Origin of the sequence: Idiomarina loihiensis L2TR, assembly GCF_000008465.1 — a bacterium.
Classification (GTDB): domain Bacteria; phylum Pseudomonadota; class Gammaproteobacteria; order Enterobacterales; family Alteromonadaceae; genus Idiomarina; species Idiomarina loihiensis.
In genome coordinates this window covers 1,975,085-1,990,329 of the sequence record NC_006512.1, presented here as the reverse complement: position 1 = coordinate 1,990,329, position 15,245 = coordinate 1,975,085, and the positions used below count along the sequence as shown (strand labels likewise).

18 protein-coding genes are annotated in these 15,245 nt (G+C 46.7%); all 18 read left to right on the top strand.

Annotation, left to right across the window (positions count from 1 at the left end; genetic code table 11):
- Nucleotides 1-361: 361 nt before the first annotated feature.
- The 18 genes from IL_RS09545 (at nucleotide 362) to IL_RS09465 (ending at nucleotide 15,231) form a co-directional block, all read left to right on the top strand.
- Nucleotides 362-1,150, top strand: a complete 789-nt coding sequence (locus IL_RS09545) for a DUF3450 domain-containing protein (RefSeq protein ID WP_041291783.1) — start codon at nucleotides 362-364, stop codon at nucleotides 1,148-1,150.
- The gene (locus IL_RS09540; RefSeq protein WP_011235090.1) at nucleotides 1,147-2,514 is read left to right on the top strand and encodes a MotA/TolQ/ExbB proton channel family protein; all 1,368 of its coding nucleotides are present in this window, start codon (nucleotides 1,147-1,149) and stop codon (nucleotides 2,512-2,514) included. The genes IL_RS09545 and IL_RS09540 overlap by 4 nt, the downstream gene beginning before the upstream one ends.
- Before the next feature lie 3 nt (nucleotides 2,515-2,517).
- The gene (locus tag IL_RS09535) at nucleotides 2,518-3,042 is read left to right on the top strand and encodes a MotA/TolQ/ExbB proton channel family protein (RefSeq protein ID WP_011235089.1); all 525 of its coding nucleotides are present in this window, start codon (nucleotides 2,518-2,520) and stop codon (nucleotides 3,040-3,042) included.
- Between the two features lie 12 nt (nucleotides 3,043-3,054).
- Nucleotides 3,055-3,456 carry an ExbD/TolR family protein gene (locus tag IL_RS09530; RefSeq protein WP_011235088.1) on the top strand — a complete coding sequence of 134 codons (402 nt, stop codon included), beginning with the start codon at nucleotides 3,055-3,057 and terminating at the stop codon, nucleotides 3,454-3,456.
- A gap of 1 nt (nucleotide 3,457) precedes the next feature.
- Nucleotides 3,458-4,069: an energy transducer TonB gene (locus tag IL_RS09525; RefSeq protein WP_011235087.1), complete on the top strand. Its 612-nt coding sequence runs from the start codon at nucleotides 3,458-3,460 to the stop codon at nucleotides 4,067-4,069.
- Nucleotides 4,070-4,072: 3 nt separating this feature from the next.
- Entirely contained in the window at nucleotides 4,073-5,371 is a 1,299-nt protein-coding gene (locus tag IL_RS09520) for a tetratricopeptide repeat protein (RefSeq protein WP_011235086.1), read from the top strand.
- Between the two features lie 74 nt (nucleotides 5,372-5,445).
- Nucleotides 5,446-6,255, top strand: coding sequence for an HvfB family MNIO-type RiPP peptide maturase (locus IL_RS09515; RefSeq protein ID WP_011235085.1), 810 nt, complete (start codon nucleotides 5,446-5,448; stop codon nucleotides 6,253-6,255).
- The gene (locus IL_RS09510) at nucleotides 6,248-7,003 is read left to right on the top strand and encodes an HvfC family RiPP maturation protein (protein WP_011235084.1); all 756 of its coding nucleotides are present in this window, start codon (nucleotides 6,248-6,250) and stop codon (nucleotides 7,001-7,003) included. The genes IL_RS09515 and IL_RS09510 overlap by 8 nt, the downstream gene beginning before the upstream one ends.
- Before the next feature lie 66 nt (nucleotides 7,004-7,069).
- Entirely contained in the window at nucleotides 7,070-7,192 is a 123-nt protein-coding gene (locus IL_RS13840) for a hypothetical protein (RefSeq protein WP_255801606.1), read from the top strand.
- A 35-nt stretch (nucleotides 7,193-7,227) separates the two neighbouring features.
- Entirely contained in the window at nucleotides 7,228-7,605 is a 378-nt protein-coding gene (locus tag IL_RS09505; protein WP_011235083.1) for a response regulator, read from the top strand.
- Between the two features lie 16 nt (nucleotides 7,606-7,621).
- Nucleotides 7,622-8,155 (top strand): adenine phosphoribosyltransferase, encoded by a 534-nt coding sequence (locus IL_RS09500; RefSeq protein ID WP_011235082.1) that lies wholly within the window; start codon nucleotides 7,622-7,624, stop codon nucleotides 8,153-8,155.
- A 25-nt stretch (nucleotides 8,156-8,180) separates the two neighbouring features.
- On the top strand, nucleotides 8,181-10,226 hold the full coding sequence (gene dnaX / locus IL_RS09495; protein WP_011235081.1) for a DNA polymerase III subunit gamma/tau: 2,046 nt from the start codon (nucleotides 8,181-8,183) through the stop codon (nucleotides 10,224-10,226).
- Nucleotides 10,227-10,257: 31 nt separating this feature from the next.
- Complete coding sequence (locus IL_RS09490; RefSeq protein WP_011235080.1) at nucleotides 10,258-10,584, top strand: YbaB/EbfC family nucleoid-associated protein; 327 nt, start codon at nucleotides 10,258-10,260, stop codon at nucleotides 10,582-10,584.
- A 16-nt stretch (nucleotides 10,585-10,600) separates the two neighbouring features.
- Nucleotides 10,601-11,206 (top strand): recombination mediator RecR, encoded by a 606-nt coding sequence (recR, locus tag IL_RS09485; RefSeq protein ID WP_011235079.1) that lies wholly within the window; start codon nucleotides 10,601-10,603, stop codon nucleotides 11,204-11,206.
- Nucleotides 11,207-11,271: 65 nt separating this feature from the next.
- On the top strand, nucleotides 11,272-13,185 hold the full coding sequence (gene htpG, locus IL_RS09480) for a molecular chaperone HtpG (RefSeq protein WP_011235078.1): 1,914 nt from the start codon (nucleotides 11,272-11,274) through the stop codon (nucleotides 13,183-13,185).
- Between the two features lie 117 nt (nucleotides 13,186-13,302).
- Nucleotides 13,303-13,950: an adenylate kinase gene (gene adk, locus IL_RS09475; RefSeq protein ID WP_011235077.1), complete on the top strand. Its 648-nt coding sequence runs from the start codon at nucleotides 13,303-13,305 to the stop codon at nucleotides 13,948-13,950.
- Between the two features lie 75 nt (nucleotides 13,951-14,025).
- Nucleotides 14,026-14,433 carry an MAPEG family protein gene (locus IL_RS09470; RefSeq protein WP_011235076.1) on the top strand — a complete coding sequence of 136 codons (408 nt, stop codon included), beginning with the start codon at nucleotides 14,026-14,028 and terminating at the stop codon, nucleotides 14,431-14,433.
- A gap of 9 nt (nucleotides 14,434-14,442) precedes the next feature.
- Nucleotides 14,443-15,231 carry an alpha/beta fold hydrolase gene (locus IL_RS09465; RefSeq protein WP_011235075.1) on the top strand — a complete coding sequence of 263 codons (789 nt, stop codon included), beginning with the start codon at nucleotides 14,443-14,445 and terminating at the stop codon, nucleotides 15,229-15,231.
- Nucleotides 15,232-15,245 lie beyond the last annotated feature (14 nt).

Below are 15,245 nucleotides of genomic sequence, written 5' to 3'. Positions count from 1 at the left end.
TGTTGTTCGTCGATCAAAAAGTGATACTATTCAGGAAGGAGTAATATTCCAAGTTAGGTATACATGTACCAAAACTGGGGGTATGAAATGAGTTGACGACAGGATGTCGTCCGAGAAAATATCTGGAAATTACGAGAGTCCAGAACCGTGTTCTGCACCGGATACAAAGCGACAGCTATAGCGCGGTTGACTCAGTTTACTTGGTTGACAGCGTATAGCCATCGTGGGAGTATCTTTTAGTATTGCTGCTTTCTTTGGCAATAATAATAAAGTGTAGAACGAGATCTTTTCGTCATTCAAACAACTGGTGTTTCACGCCTTAGGCGTTGAAGCGGAAGTTAAGTCAAATTGGTTGGGAACTATGACCAAAGTAATCAAAAGAACCAAACTCGCTGCAACCCTTATGGGTGTGATGGCGTTTGCTGGCACCGGCGTTGCCGCTGCACAGCAAGTAGATGTAGCTAAGCTACAAAACGAAGAGCAGAAGGTTTTGAAAGCCGGCGAACAGTCGCAAAATAAAATCGACTCTTTGTTCGAGCAAAGTCAGGACCTTCTTATCGAGTATCGTTCAGTGGTTGCTGAGTACGAGAACTTGAAAGTCTATAATGACCATGTACAACGTTTGGTTAATGACCAAAACGCAACGCTTGAGTCTCTTCAAAAGCAGATCGACGGAATCGAGCGCACCAAACAGGGCGTTGTTCCTTTGATGTATGAAATGATCGACTCTCTTGAACAGTTTGTGAAATTGGACATTCCAATTCACCGTGAAAAGCGTATGGCGCGTGTTGAGCGTTTACGCGACATCATGGACAGCTCAAGCGTCTCTACATCAGAGCAGTTTCGTCAAATCATCGAAGCTTATCAAACCGAAATGGACTACGGTTCAGGTTTGATTTCGTATCAGGGCAACCTGGAAATTGACGGCGAACAAATTGCTGTTGATTACTTCCACATGGGTCGTGTTGCATTCTTAGCTCAGTCTCTGGACTTGAAAAATGCTTGGATCTACAACAATGAAACCGATGAGTGGACTGCTTTGGAAGACGAGTTTATCCGTCCTCTGACCCAAGCGATTCGTATGTCACGTAAGCAACTTGCTTACGATCTGGTGAAACTTCCAGTATTCGCAGCGGAGAGTGCAGAATGAATAAATTAGTTAAATCATTAATGATTGCAGCAGCAGTCACCCTTTCTGCAGGTACGACTCTCGCTGCCCAGGCTCAGGATCAATCTGAAGCTAAAAGTTTAGATGAGCTGTTACAGCTTGTTGAAAAAAACCGTGTTTCTTCTCGTGAACTGAACGCTGAACGTGAGCGTGAATTCACAGCTGCTCGTGCCGATAAGCAAGCATTGCTGAATCGTGCAGAGAAGCAATTAGAAGAAGAAAAAGCTCGCGGTAAACGTTTGCAGGAAGAGTTTTCTGAAAACGAAGTTGAACTGGCGAACAAAGAACAAGAACTTGAGAATGCTAAAGGTACCTTAGGTGAAATGTTCGGTGTTGTTCGTGGTGCTGCGACAGAAACTATCGGTCGTATCGCGACTTCTATCATCAGTGCACAGTATCCAGGTCGTGAAGACGTTCTGGAAAGCTTGTCAGAAGCGAAAGAACTTCCAACTCTGGAAGAGCTGGAAGAGCTCTGGAAAGCCTTGTTAACTGAAATGGTAGAGTCAGGCAAAGTTGTTAAATTTAATACTGATGTAACCTTACTTGACGGCGGTAGTGAAAACCGTGAAGTATTGCGTGTTGGTGTTTTCAACTTGATTCAGGGTGACAACTACTTAGTCTACAACGACACGACTGAACAGGTACAACCATTAGGTCGTCAACCTGAAGGTGGCGCAACTGGACAAGCACAAGAGTTTTACAACACAGAAAGTGGTTATGAAGGTATTTTCTTAGATCCTTCTAAAGGTCAGATTCTTAGCTTGTTAACTAACAAAGCGACGTTGTCTGAACGTTATCACCAAGGTGGTACTGTTGGTTATGTAATTACTGCAGTATTAATTCTTGGTCTGTTAATTTCTGTATTCAAACTGGTTACCTTGACAACTGCTGCAGGAAAAATCCGCTCTCAGTTGAAGAACCCAGAGCAACCTAAAGACAACAACGCATTAGGCCGTATTCTTAAGGTTTATCAAGAGAATAAGAATGCAGACGTTGAAAACTTAGAGTTGAAACTGGACGAAGCAATTTTACGTGAAACCCCGAGAGTCGAAAGTGGCATTAACGTCATTAAGATCCTTGCGGCTATTGCTCCATTGCTTGGTTTGTTAGGTACAGTTGTTGGTATGATTGGTACGTTCCAGTCTATTACACTGTTTGGTACCGGTGATCCGAAGATCATGGCAGGCGATATCTCTATGGCGTTGGTAACAACAGCTATGGGTCTGATTGCAGCTATTCCATTGATTTTGGCTCACAGTATTGTGGCTTCTCGCGGCAAGTCTATTGTTCATATTCTGGACGAGCAAGCAGCGGGTATCGTAGCTGCGCATTCGGAGAAGGAGTAACCCATGCTTTACCTGATGGAACTTTGGGAATCTATCAGGGATTTTCTGGCTACCGGTGGCGATGTCCTGTACATCGTCATGGGGGTGCTCTTTCTAATGTGGGTACTGATGATTGAGCGTTATTGGTACCTTACAGGTGCTTTCCCTAAACTTCGCAATGACATTATAGCGAAATGGGATGCCCGTAAGGACACCACCTCATGGTACGCCCATAGAATCCGTGAAGCATGGATTTCCGAAGCGAACGATAAACTGAATGCACGTATTCTGTTGATAAAAACTTGTGTTGCCTTATGTCCACTAGTTGGGCTGCTGGGTACCGTAACAGGTATGATTGCGGTGTTTGAAATCATGGCAGTACAAGGGACGGGTAACCCTCGTCTAATGGCATCGGGTATTTCGATGGCAACAATCCCGACTATGGCGGGAATGGTTGCTGCGTTATCCGGTATGTTTTTCGCGACACGCCTGGAAAGTAAAGTGCGTAGAGCGAAAGAAGGCCTTGTTGACAGTTTGCCACATCACTAAGAGAGTAAAACTATGGCACGTAATCGTAATCGAGAAGAGGAAGATGCGTCGATCGACATGACGCCGATGCTTGACATCGTCTTCATTATGTTGATCTTCTTTATCGTAACGACCTCATTCGTCAAAGAAGCGGGTATTCAGGTTAATAAGCCTGAAGCCAGTAATACGACAAAGGAGCCTTCAGCTAACATCTTTATCGCTATTCGTGATACTGGTGAAGTCTGGATGGATAAACGTCAAGTGGATGTTGAGCGTGTAGGCGCTAACATTGAACGTATGCTTGCCGAACAACCAACTGATGTTGTTGTTATCCAGGCCGACAAGAAAGCTGAACATGGTGTCGTTGTAGAAGTCATGGATCAGGTTAAGGAAGCGGGTATCGATAAGATATCCATAGCTGCGGAGAATAACTAATATGGTGCGCTTTTTAGTATCTTTACTACTAGGTGCCGCCGTTACGTTTGCTCTGTTTGCTTTCATGGCTTACTTAATCGGCGGAGGAGCACAGCGCAACGAAGCGCCGGCTCCAACGCCCGTTATTGACATCGTAACGTCGCCACCTGAGTCTGACGTTCAGGAGCGTCGGCGTACACCGCCGCCGCCACCGCCGCCGCCGGAGCAGCCACCAGAAACACCACAGTCTGAGCCTGATACATCAGACAGTGGCATGAACATGAACATGGGTTTTGATGTTGATGTTGGTGGTGCTGATACAGGTCTTTCAGGACCTGGTGGTGGATTAAGTTCTGACGGAGACGCAACACCTATTGTTCGTATCGAACCGCGTTATCCGCCTTCAGCTGCAAGAAACGGCACCGAAGGTTGGGTACAGCTGCGCTTCACTATCGACCAGCAAGGTGGTGTAACTGACGTTGAAGTCATCGATTCTGAACCTCGTCGAGTGTTTGACCGTGAGGCACGCCGCGCATTGTTGCGTTGGAAGTATAAGCCTAAGGTTGTAGACGGTAAGCCTATTCGTCAGGAAGGTATGACTGTTCAGCTCGACTTCACAATGGATGGGAACTAAGAAATGAAATATACAATAAAAACATTTGTTAGTGCCCTGGCTTTTGCTTCGGTAATGTTGATGACAACGGCCCAGGCTTCGGCTCAGGACCTTGGTTTCAGCATTCCGGATAAAGAGACCGTTGAGGCGCAGAAGAAAGCTCGCGACAATAAAGCTGCTTCGCAGAGTATTGGCCGGGCAATCATGGATGCGTTTGAACTGTATGAAGAAGATAAAATCAAAGAAGCAATAGCGGTTCTCGAAGAGCAAGAGCCGGATCCGGGTTACGACTCGGCATACTTAGCCCGCTTCCTTGGTAACCTTTATGCAGCAGACGAGCGCATGGGTGATGCTTTGAGCGTTCTGAAAAGTGCAGTCGACCAAGACGTTCTAGGCTGGAATGATCAGGCCGCGGCTATGAAACTGGTAGGTCAAATTAGCCTGCAAGAAGAGAAGTACGAGCAAAGTCTTGAATACCTTAGAAAATGGGTTCAGTTTACAGGCGAACGTGATGCTCAGGTGTTCTTGTATATGGCTAATGCGCATTACCAGATGAAGAACTTTGCTCAGATCATTCCTTTTGCCCGAGTGGCTTTACAAGAGTCAGAGAAACCTGACAAGAATATCTACAACCTGATGATGGCGTCTTACTATGAGCGTAAGATGTATCCTCAGGCGATAGAGGTTCTTGAAGAAGGTTTGAATAAGTTGCCGGAGCAAACTGGCTGGTGGCCTCAGTTAGCGCAATTTTATATGTTAGAAGAAAACTTAGATAAGTCTCTTCAAACTATGGAAATCGCGTATTTGGCAGGATACCTGGATACGGAGAGTCAGTATAAAATGCTGGTTCAGTTGTATGATAACGAAGGTATTCCGTACAAAGCGGCCTCTACTATGGAGAAGCATGTAGAAGCGGGTGATATCGAAAAGACAGCGAAAAACTTTGCGACCATCGCTAACAGCTACCATCGTGCTAAAGAACTTGAGAAAGCCGTTTCCTGGTATGAACGCGCAGCTGAGTCAGCTGAAGAACGTGATGACAAAGGTGAGTACTACCGCAAGCAAGGTAACTTGATGCTGTTAAATGAACAGTATATTGCGGCAGCAACTCCCCTAAAAAAGGCTCTGGATTATTTGGAGCGTAATGAAGAAGGTCGTGTGTACATGTCATTAGCGGAAGCGTATTTCTATGGTGGTGACTATCGCCAGGCTATGCGTTATGTTGATGAAGCTGCAACCTTCGATGGTCAACGTCGCAGTGCTCGTAGCTGGAAGGGTTATATTAAGTCTACAGCTAAACGAAAAGGTATCGATCTCGATTAACCACTTTTCGTTTTTATAACTGCATAGTAAAACCCGGCCACAGTGTCGGGTTTTTGTTTTCTGGGGAGAGAAACATGAGGTCTAATTCGGTCGGTCTTGGCTTAAGAAACGAGTTGCTTGACGCTGCTTTAGCTGGAGATATTGATGCGGATTTTCTTGAGATAGCCCCTGAGAACTGGATACCTTTTAAAGGTTCCCGTCTGGAAAAACTCGCCCAAATAGCCGGAAAATATCAACTGACCTGCCATGGCTTATCGCTTTCTATTGGCAGCCAGGACTCGTTGAGCCAAAGCTTTCTGAAAGATGTGAAGCGCTTTTTGAATGACTTTGATATTGAAATTTACAGTGAGCATTTAAGCTATTGCTCTCATAACGGCCAGTTATACGATTTACTGCCTATTCCTTTTACAGTCGATGCCGTTGCCTATGTTGCCGAACGAATTAAGCAAGCTCAGGATAGGTTAGGGCAAGCTTTAATATTGGAAAACGTCTCTTATTACGCGAGTCCCTCTCCGGAACTTACCGAATTAGAATTCATTAATCAGGTTCTTGAGGCAGGTGATTGCAAACTTTTACTCGATGTAAATAACGTTTTTGTGAACAGTGTAAACCACAGCTATGACCCTTATGAATTCATCGATGGCCTGCCTTCTGAGCGAATTGTCTACGGACACATAGCCGGACATCACGAAGAATACGAAGATCTTTATATTGATACTCATGGTGCCAGCGTAAAAGACGAAGTTTTCCAGCTTCTGGATTATGCTTATGGGCGGCACGGCGTTTACCCTACTTTGTTGGAAAGAGATTTCAACTTCCCTTCGCTGGAAGAGTTAAACCAGGAGTTGAACAGGATAAAAGCGATACAGGCTCGCCATGAGTAAAATGACTTTTAAAGAAATTCAAAATCGCTTTGTGGAACAGTTAAAAGCGCCGGAAAAATTCGTAGACGAAGCTTGGCTGGATGAGATAGAAGCGCGGCGGCTGGCTGTTTATCAGCGATTACTGCGGAATAATATCTTTCGTTTTATTGATAGTGCATTCCCTGTACTCAAAAAGCTGGCAGCGGAAAAAGAATGGGCAGAAACCAAAGAGCGGTTTTTTCGTACCTTTTCTTCTCAGTCACCATATTTTACTGGTATTGCGGCAAGCTTTGTTGAGTACCTGCAATCTCATGACGAGTTGTTTATCTTTGCAGCTGAACTGGCTCACTATGAATGGGCAGAACTGGCGGTAGAGCAAAAGCCGTGGCCTGAAAATTATATTAATCCGGCAGAGGCGCTTGAGAGTGACACTCTGATTGCACTTAACCCGACAGCTATGGTGTCGTCATATCAGTACCCGGTTGATGAAATAAGCACTGAGTTTCAGCCTCAGGAACCCTTGGCAGAACCGCGTTTTTTGATCGTGTTTCGCGACAACGGCGATAAGGTTCGCTTTATTCGCACTAATGCGATGACTTTTTTACTGTTAACAGAGCTACAAAATAGAGAGAGTATTCAACTGAATAGCTTACTCGAGCTTTTGCCTGAATTACTCCCTCAATGGCCCAAAGATCAGCTACAGCAAGGGGCCGAACAGACTTTAAACAGACTAGCCGGGCAGCACTTGATATTGAAGGTAAAGAATTGAATTCAACTTTTATCGTTGTCGAGGATCGAGTATGATCAGCCCCGATTTCATCAAGAGGTAAAAGTTATGTCATCAGAAACCTTTAAAGAACCGGCAGGCAAACGATTTTTGCTTATTACGGCAGTGTTGTTTTTATTCTGGGCCTGTTTACCGCTGGTTCTGCGTTTAACACAAATTCTTTCTTCTTAAATACATCCTCATTAACTATCAGGTAAACGACATTTATGTCAGTCACTTTGCTCGTTGTCGAGGATAAAGACAAAACGCTTGAGTCTATTTGTAGCGTGATAAAGCCACTTGGCTTTGAGGTTACTGTAGCCCGGGATGGTTTAGATGGCTTAAGCAAAGCGAAACAGACCTACTTCGATATTGTTTTGCTTGACCACAAAATGCCGGTTATGGACGGTTTGTCTTTACTGAAAAACCTGCGCGATTTAGACGCTTATCACCGTACTCCATTGTTGTTTATGTCAACTCAGGATTTGGTAGAGATAGAGCCAAAGGCATTAAAGGCCGGTGCGACTCAATGTCTGGCTAAACCTTTGAACGAGGATTTTCTGCTGGATACGCTAAAATCCTGGGCGGTGCGCTTTGTCGCATAATGATGAGACTAAGATTATGGAATCAGCCACGACTGATATAAGGGACTCTATTGGTTCCATTCCGGACTATCCTAAGCCAGGTATTATTTTCCGGGATATAACGCCTTTACTGCAAAACCCGGATGCGTTTAGATTAACCATTAATACGTTAAAGCAACGCTATGCAGGGCAGGGCATAACACAAATTGCTGCTGTTGAAGCCCGTGGCTTTATTTTTGGTTCCGCATTAGCCTATGCCATGGGGTGTGGAGTTACTTTGTTAAGAAAGCCGGGGAAGTTACCCGGTAAAGTGACACGTCAGAATTATGAGTTAGAGTACGGTTCAGATGAATTGCAAATGCATGAAAACGCTTTGACTGAAAACGACAGAGTGCTAATTGTCGACGATTTACTGGCTACCGGCGGAACCGTGGTAGCTGCAAGTCAGTTGATTAAGTCTTCCGGCGCAGACGTTGTAGAAGCCGCTTTTGTGGTCTCTTTACCTGAGCTCGGCGGTGAAGATAAATTGCAGCAGGCCGGCGTTGCGTGCTATACCTTATGTCAGTTTTAATGAAACAGAGTTAATAATCCATCCTATGAGTTATCAGGTACTGGCAAGAAAATGGCGACCTTCGCAGTTTGCAGAAGTTGTCGGCCAACAACATGTTTTGAAGCCGCTTGAGCACGCGTTAGACAAGCAGCGGCTTCATCATGCTTATCTGTTTACCGGTACCCGCGGGGTTGGTAAAACCACCATTGCACGAATCCTGGCTAAAGCACTGAATTGCGAAGAAGGTATTACGGCAACGCCGTGTGGCAAATGCAGTGCCTGTCTTGAAATAGAGCAGGGACGGTTTGTTGACTTGCTGGAAATTGATGCAGCATCAAGAACCAAAGTTGAAGACACCCGCGAGTTACTTGATAACGTCCAGTATCGGCCCACCCGCGGCCGCTATAAAGTGTACTTAATTGATGAAGTGCACATGCTGTCACGGCACAGTTTTAATGCTCTGCTGAAAACACTGGAAGAACCACCGGAGCACGTAAAGTTCCTGCTGGCGACCACCGATCCGCAGAAGCTACCGGTTACCATTTTATCGCGTTGTCTGCAGTTTAATTTAAAAGCCTTGTCGAACGACGATATTACGCAGCAGCTTAGCTATGTTTTATCGCAGGAACAGGTTCAGGCTGATTCCGAAGCGCTGCCACTGTTGGCTCGTTCTGCCCGTGGCAGTATGCGCGATGCGCTTAGCTTAACCGACCAGGCTATTGCCCAGGGTGGCGGTTCGGTTAGTATCGACAGTGTCAGACGTATGCTCGGCAACGTGCCCGTGGCCGATATTGCCGCATTACTGGAATCTGTTCTCGAAGGGGATGCAGAAGCTGTAATGCAACGTGTGGACAGTATGGTATCCATGGTACCGGACTTGAGTTCGGTGCTGGTCGAGCTACAAAGCTTATTGCATCAGCTGGCGTTGGTTCAGCAAGTACCCAGTGCCGCTAATGTGTTCGAAAACAGTGATGTCCTGAAACCATTATTGCGACGCATGCCGGCTGAACTTATTCAGGTTTTTTATCGCACGGTTCTGGAAGGTCGCCGCGAGCAGGCTTACGCTATAGACGCACGTAGCGGACTCGAAATGACTTTATTGCGGCTGCTGTGTTTCCGCCCGGCAGAAAAGGGCGATTACAACATTACTGAACCAGACTCGTCTGCTGTTGATATGCCTGAGTCGAAGCTAACGGCTCCTGCTCAGGAAGTGACTGAGACTGAAGCCGGGTCTGTAGCAGAAGTAACACCGCAGGCAGGACCAGAGCCGCAGCCTGAAGCGGAATTATCGGAGCCTATGCAACCGTCTTATAGTGAGCATGAAGAGCCTCCTGAATTTAATTACTCTGAACCGGATGATGATGCGGGCTTCTATCATAATGATGCGCCTCCGTATCATATGGAAGAGGCCGCTAAGTCGGAGCCAGTACCTGAGCCAACAGCAGATCAAACAGCAGAGCCAACGCCTGAGCCAGCGGCGCAGAGCAGTTCTGGCGTAGCCGATCTTTTACGCGTGCGAGAGCAACTGGCTGAAAAAAAAAATCCCGACAATAGCAACAAAACATTAAACAGCCAGACAGAAAACAGCTCGCCGGTGGCGTTAACTGTTCCGGCAGAAGCCGAACCAGAAGCTCAACCCGAGCATCAGCCGGAATCAAAAGACGAATTAAACGAAGAACTGCCAGAATTAAATGACGATATCCGCGAAGCCGCCGAAGTTGATAAATGGAGTGCCATGATAGCAGGCATGGACATTTCCGGGCTGGCTCGTCAGGTGTTGTTAAACTCCGAACTGCAAAAGCTGGGCGATGACGACTGGCTGATTCTGGTGGCTGAAGAACAAAAAAGTTTATTGAACGAATCGACCAGCCAGGCCGTCAGAGAGTCTTTGGCCGGGTTATTAGGGGCGACTGCAAGGGTAGACTTTAAAGTTGGCGTGCCGAGCCAGCCAACACCTTTAATGGTGCAACAGCATATCAATGAATACCGTCACCAGCGCGCGTGTGAAATATTACACGGAGACGCCGGCGTACAAGACTTACAACAAAGGTTTCAAGCGCAAATTGATGAGTCATCAATTCAGGCGCGTTAATTTTTTAAAAGCTTAAACGAGGAATAAAATTATGTTTAAAGGTGGAATGGGTAACATGATGAAGCAGGCGCAACAAATGCAGGAGCGCATGCAACAAGCCCAGGAAGAAGTCGCCAATATGGAAGTGACCGGTGAAGCCGGTGCAGGCCTGGTTAAAATTACCATGCTGGGTAACCACAACGTAAAGCGCGTAAGCATTGACCCAAGCCTAATGGAAGACGATCAGGAAATGCTGGAAGACTTAATTGCTGCAGCGACCAACGATGCTGTGCGTCGCGTTGAAGAAACCAGCAAAGAGCGCATGTCTGAAATAACCGGCGGTATGGGTTTACCTCCGGGCTTTAAAATGCCTTTCTAAGTAGTAAGGTCAGTTAATGAGTATTAGTCCGGCAATCGATCAACTGGTCGAGAATTTAAAACGTCTACCGGGTGTTGGCCAAAAGTCAGCACAGCGTATGGCGTTCCATTTGCTTGAGCGCGATCGCGGTGGAGCCTCAAGGCTTGCCGAGTCTTTGCAGTCGGCGGTGGAAAAAGTCGGCCACTGCGAGTGTTGCCGGACCTTAACCGAAGAACCCTTGTGTCGCATTTGCAGCAATCCTATGCGGCGCGAAAATGGTGTGCTTTGTATTGTTGAAACACCCGCCGACGTATTAGCCATTGAACAGACCTCTCAATTTCAGGGGCGTTATTTTGTGCTGATGGGGCATTTGTCTCCGCTGGATGGTATTGGGCCGGCGGACATTGGTCTGGATGAGCTGGAGCGGCAACTGCAGAGCGAGCCGGTGGAAGAAATTGTGCTGGCGACTAACCCGACTGTGGAAGGGGATGCTACCGCGCACTATATTGCCGACATTGCCGCGCAATTGAATATCAACACCACCCGAATTGCTCACGGGGTGCCAGTAGGCGGTGAGCTGGGTTATGTCGATCAAACCACACTGGGTCACGCCTTCAGTGGCCGAAAACAATTTTCCCGATGACTTGAAAATGTCTCCTGCGCCCCCATTGTTATTGCCATAGGTAATAACAGCAGGAGAAATATACTATGGCGGAAGCCGGTCAAATGGAAAAACATGGATTTCAGACAGAAGTAAAACAATTGCTTCACCTGATGATCCATTCCTTGTATTCCAATAAAGAAATTTTCTTACGCGAATTGGTCTCTAATGCGTCCGACGCAGCAGATAAATTGCGCTTTAAAGCCTTAAGCGACAACTCTCTGTACGGTGACGACAGTGACCTGCACGTTCGTGTTTCTGTTGATAAAGACAGCCGCACTATTACCATCAGCGACAATGGCGTTGGTATGACGCGCGACGACGTGATGAATAATCTGGGAACCATTGCCAAGTCAGGCACTGCGGAGTTCTTTGGTCAGCTGTCCGGCGACGAAGCAAAAGACAGTAAGCTTATCGGTCAGTTTGGTGTTGGCTTCTATTCAGCCTTTATTGTTGCTGATGAAGTTACCGTAAGAACCCGTTCAGCATTAGATAAAGACGCTCGCGGAGTCGAATGGCGCTCGCAAGGTGAAGGCGATTTCGAAATTGCTGACATTGATAAAGCCCGTCGCGGCACGGACATTATTTTGCACCTGAAAGACGATGCCGATGAATTCTTAGATGAAAATCGTCTGCGCGGCATTATCAATAAGTATTCAGAACACCTGAGTATCCCGGTTCAAATGTGGAAAGAACCGGTACCTGAGTCAGAAGACGACGAAGGCAACAAAGTGGAAGGGCAGCCCGGTGAATGGGAGACTGTAAACTCAGGTCAGGCACTCTGGACTCGTGAAAAGTCAGACATTACGGACGAAGAATACAAAGAGTTCTATAAGACCGTAGCGCACGACTTTGATGAACCACTGCTGTGGAGCCACAACAAAGTTGAAGGCACAACCGAATACACTAATTTGCTGTACATTCCAAAACGCGCTCCGTGGGACTTATGGAACCGCGAACAACAGCACGGCGTTAAGCTTTATGTTAAGCGTGTTTTCATTATGGACGACGCTGAGCAGTTAATGCCGACTTACCTGCGTTTTGTGCGTGGTTTGGTTGACTCAAATGACTTACCGCTGAACGTTTCGCGTGAAATTTTGCAGGATAATAAAATTACCCGTGCAATGCGTAATGGCAGTACCAAAAAAGTACTGCAAATGCTGAAGAAGCTGGCAAAAGACGACAAAGAACAGTATCAACAGTTCTGGGATACCTTCGGGAATGTGCTGAAAGAAGGTCCGGCGGAAGATCACACTAACCGTGAGCGTATTGCCGAACTGCTACGTTTTGCTTCAACGCATAACGACGGTGCAGTGCAGTCAGTCAGCCTGGACGACTACATTGAGCGTATGAAAGAAGGTCAGGATAAAATCTTCTACATTGTTGCTGACAGCTACGAAGCCGCCAGAAATAACCCTGCACTGGAAATCTTCAACAAGAAAGGCATTGAAGTGTTGCTGCTTTCAGAGCGCATTGATGAATGGTTGATGAGCCACCTGACTGAATTTAAAGAGAAACAGTTGCAGTCAGTGACTCGAGGTGACCTTGATTTAGGCGAACTGGACGACGAAGAAGACAAGGCCGAGCAGGAAAAAGCCGAAGAAGCCTTTAAAGAAAACCTGGAACGCTTTGAAAAAGCCTTAGGTGATAAAGTTAAGAAGGTTCGTGTGACTAACCGCTTAACCAACTCGCCGGCCTGTATCATTACCGATGACAATGATATGAGTACGCAAATGGCTAAGTTGATGGAAGCCGCCGGTCAGGCGGTTCCTGAAACTAAGTACATCTTTGAAGTAAATCCAGAACATCCGTTGGTTCAACGCATGCTGACCAAAGAGGATGATACCTTCAAAGAATGGGCTGAAGTGTTATTAGATCAGGCCACTTTAGCGGAGCGGGGCAACCTGAAAGATCCAGCCTCCTTCGTTACCCGCCTTAACAAATTAATGCTTAACGCTTAATTTCGTATCAACCGCTGTGGGTAAGTCATTGCCTGCAGCGGCTTTCTGCGCTTGTAATAGCCCGCCTGTCAGGGTAAAGTTCGGGGCAGACTTTTGAATCATGCAAAGAGGTTTTCTATGCGCATTATTTTGTTAGGCGCCCCGGGAGCTGGAAAAGGAACTCAGGCACAATTCCTGATGAATACTTTTGGGATCCCTCAAATTTCCACCGGTGATATGCTGCGTTCAGCAATTAAGTCCGGTTCGGAACTGGGTAAAAAGGCCAAACAAGTTATGGATGCCGGACAGTTAGTGTCGGACGACATCATTATCGAATTGGTCAAAGAACGAATTGCAGAGCCAGACTGCCAGAATGGTTTTTTACTCGACGGTTTTCCAAGAACCATTCCGCAAGCCGACGCGATGCGCGATAACGGTATCGAAATTGATTACGTGCTGGAATTTGATGTTCCGGACGAAATTATTGTTGATCGCATGAGTGGTCGCCGTGTCCACCCTGGTTCCGGCCGTGTTTATCATGTTGAGCACAATCCACCGAAAGTGGAAGGCAAAGATGACGAAACGGGTGAAGATCTGGTTGTGCGCCCGGATGATCAGGAACAGACGGTTCGTAAACGCCTTTCGGTTTACCACGAGCAGACGGAACCTTTGGTAGAGTATTATCAAAAGCTGTCTGAAGAAGGTAAGACGGAGTATCACAAAATTGATGGTACGCAACCCGTTGAAAGAGTCAGTGAGCAACTGGGCGATTTGCTCAGAAAGTAATTTTTTACTAAAAGGCTCACATGGTGAGCCTTTTTTAATGAAGCCAGGCCCCAACGAATAACAAGAGGCATTCCAATGACATCTCAACTAACAATAACCGGCTTTTATGCGGGCATTTTAACGCTTATTTATCTTGTTTTGGCTGTGAACATTATCCGTTTGCGCTGGAAACACCGGGTAGGTTTGGGCACCGGTGAAGCGGAAGAGCTCAATGTTGCAGTGCGTATCCACGGTAACTTTATTGAGTATGTGCCTCTGGCGCTTATTCTGTTTGCTATGATGGAAGTACAACACGCTCCGATTGCTCTGCTCCATGGGTTGGGTATTGCGTTAGTCGTTGCTCGCTTATGTCACGCTATAGGGTTAACCCGCAGTGTCGGCGTGAGTTTGCCCCGCACCATTGGGGTATTAACGACTTTTGCCGTTTTATTGTTAGCTGCTGGCTTTGGTATCGGTCAGTTTGTTGGTGTCAGTTTATTATAAAGTGAAGCTATGTCTGAATTAGAATCAGGTATTCATCTGTACGGCGAACAACAAAACCCACCGGTTGTTTTGTTGCACAGCTCGCAGAGCGCCAGTAGCCAGTGGCGGGCGTTAATAAAAGAGTTAACCAGCACTCACTTTGTTATTGCGGTTGATTTGCTGGGGTATGGGCAGGCGCCTAACGTTGAGTTTACGGCAAACTTTCGACTGGAGCAGGAACTGCCCCGTATTATTAGCGCGGTTGAGCAACTTGCGTTATCCAGGCCTGTGCAACTGGTTGGTCACTCCTACGGCGGCGCTGTTGCATTAAAACTGGCGCTGGAAAAGCCATTTAAAATTTCCGATGTGGTTGTCTACGAACCTGTTGCCTTTCACGTATTACCGGATGATTCTCCGGGAATGCTTGAAATACAGGAGATCAGTCACGCTATGCACGGTAAAGACGCAATAGAATGCACACGCACCTTTGTCGATTACTGGAATGACGCCGGATATTTTGATGCTTTGCCTGAACGCATTCAGCAAATTATGGTCAGCCAGGCTGCTAAAGTGGCTCTGGACTTCGATGCCTTGCTTAACGAACCCCGACGCCTGGAAGACTACCGCGGGGTAGGGCAAAGCGTTCTGCTGCTGCAGGGCGAACACACTCGTCGCAGTGCAAAAGCTGTCGCAGAGGCTTTATCGACGATACTTCCTGATGTTCAACGAGACTCCGTTGGAGCAGGGCATATGGGGCCTTTGACTCATCCGGCTGATGTGAATCAGCGTATCCTGCAATTTTTGCGTAAGCAATCCTAACCCAGAGAAAACGC

What these genes read in the sequence shown, in the direction of transcription:
- IL_RS09545 (WP_041291783.1), top strand. Translation starts at nt 362, where the DNA reads ATGACCAAAGTAATCAAAAGAACCAAACTCGCTGCAACCCTTATGGGT.
- IL_RS09540 (WP_011235090.1), top strand. Translation starts at nt 1,147, where the DNA reads ATGAATAAATTAGTTAAATCATTAATGATTGCAGCAGCAGTCACCCTT.
- IL_RS09535 (WP_011235089.1), top strand. Translation starts at nt 2,518, where the DNA reads ATGCTTTACCTGATGGAACTTTGGGAATCTATCAGGGATTTTCTGGCT.
- IL_RS09530 (WP_011235088.1), top strand. Translation starts at nt 3,055, where the DNA reads ATGGCACGTAATCGTAATCGAGAAGAGGAAGATGCGTCGATCGACATG.
- IL_RS09525 (WP_011235087.1), top strand. Translation starts at nt 3,458, where the DNA reads ATGGTGCGCTTTTTAGTATCTTTACTACTAGGTGCCGCCGTTACGTTT.
- IL_RS09520 (WP_011235086.1), top strand. Translation starts at nt 4,073, where the DNA reads ATGAAATATACAATAAAAACATTTGTTAGTGCCCTGGCTTTTGCTTCG.
- IL_RS09515 (WP_011235085.1), top strand. Translation starts at nt 5,446, where the DNA reads ATGAGGTCTAATTCGGTCGGTCTTGGCTTAAGAAACGAGTTGCTTGAC.
- IL_RS09510 (WP_011235084.1), top strand. Translation starts at nt 6,248, where the DNA reads ATGAGTAAAATGACTTTTAAAGAAATTCAAAATCGCTTTGTGGAACAG.
- IL_RS13840 (WP_255801606.1), top strand. Translation starts at nt 7,070, where the DNA reads ATGTCATCAGAAACCTTTAAAGAACCGGCAGGCAAACGATTTTTGCTT.
- IL_RS09505 (WP_011235083.1), top strand. Translation starts at nt 7,228, where the DNA reads ATGTCAGTCACTTTGCTCGTTGTCGAGGATAAAGACAAAACGCTTGAG.
- IL_RS09500 (WP_011235082.1), top strand. Translation starts at nt 7,622, where the DNA reads ATGGAATCAGCCACGACTGATATAAGGGACTCTATTGGTTCCATTCCG.
- dnaX (WP_011235081.1), top strand. Translation starts at nt 8,181, where the DNA reads ATGAGTTATCAGGTACTGGCAAGAAAATGGCGACCTTCGCAGTTTGCA.
- IL_RS09490 (WP_011235080.1), top strand. Translation starts at nt 10,258, where the DNA reads ATGTTTAAAGGTGGAATGGGTAACATGATGAAGCAGGCGCAACAAATG.
- recR (WP_011235079.1), top strand. Translation starts at nt 10,601, where the DNA reads ATGAGTATTAGTCCGGCAATCGATCAACTGGTCGAGAATTTAAAACGT.
- htpG (WP_011235078.1), top strand. Translation starts at nt 11,272, where the DNA reads ATGGCGGAAGCCGGTCAAATGGAAAAACATGGATTTCAGACAGAAGTA.
- adk (WP_011235077.1), top strand. Translation starts at nt 13,303, where the DNA reads ATGCGCATTATTTTGTTAGGCGCCCCGGGAGCTGGAAAAGGAACTCAG.
- IL_RS09470 (WP_011235076.1), top strand. Translation starts at nt 14,026, where the DNA reads ATGACATCTCAACTAACAATAACCGGCTTTTATGCGGGCATTTTAACG.
- IL_RS09465 (WP_011235075.1), top strand. Translation starts at nt 14,443, where the DNA reads ATGTCTGAATTAGAATCAGGTATTCATCTGTACGGCGAACAACAAAAC.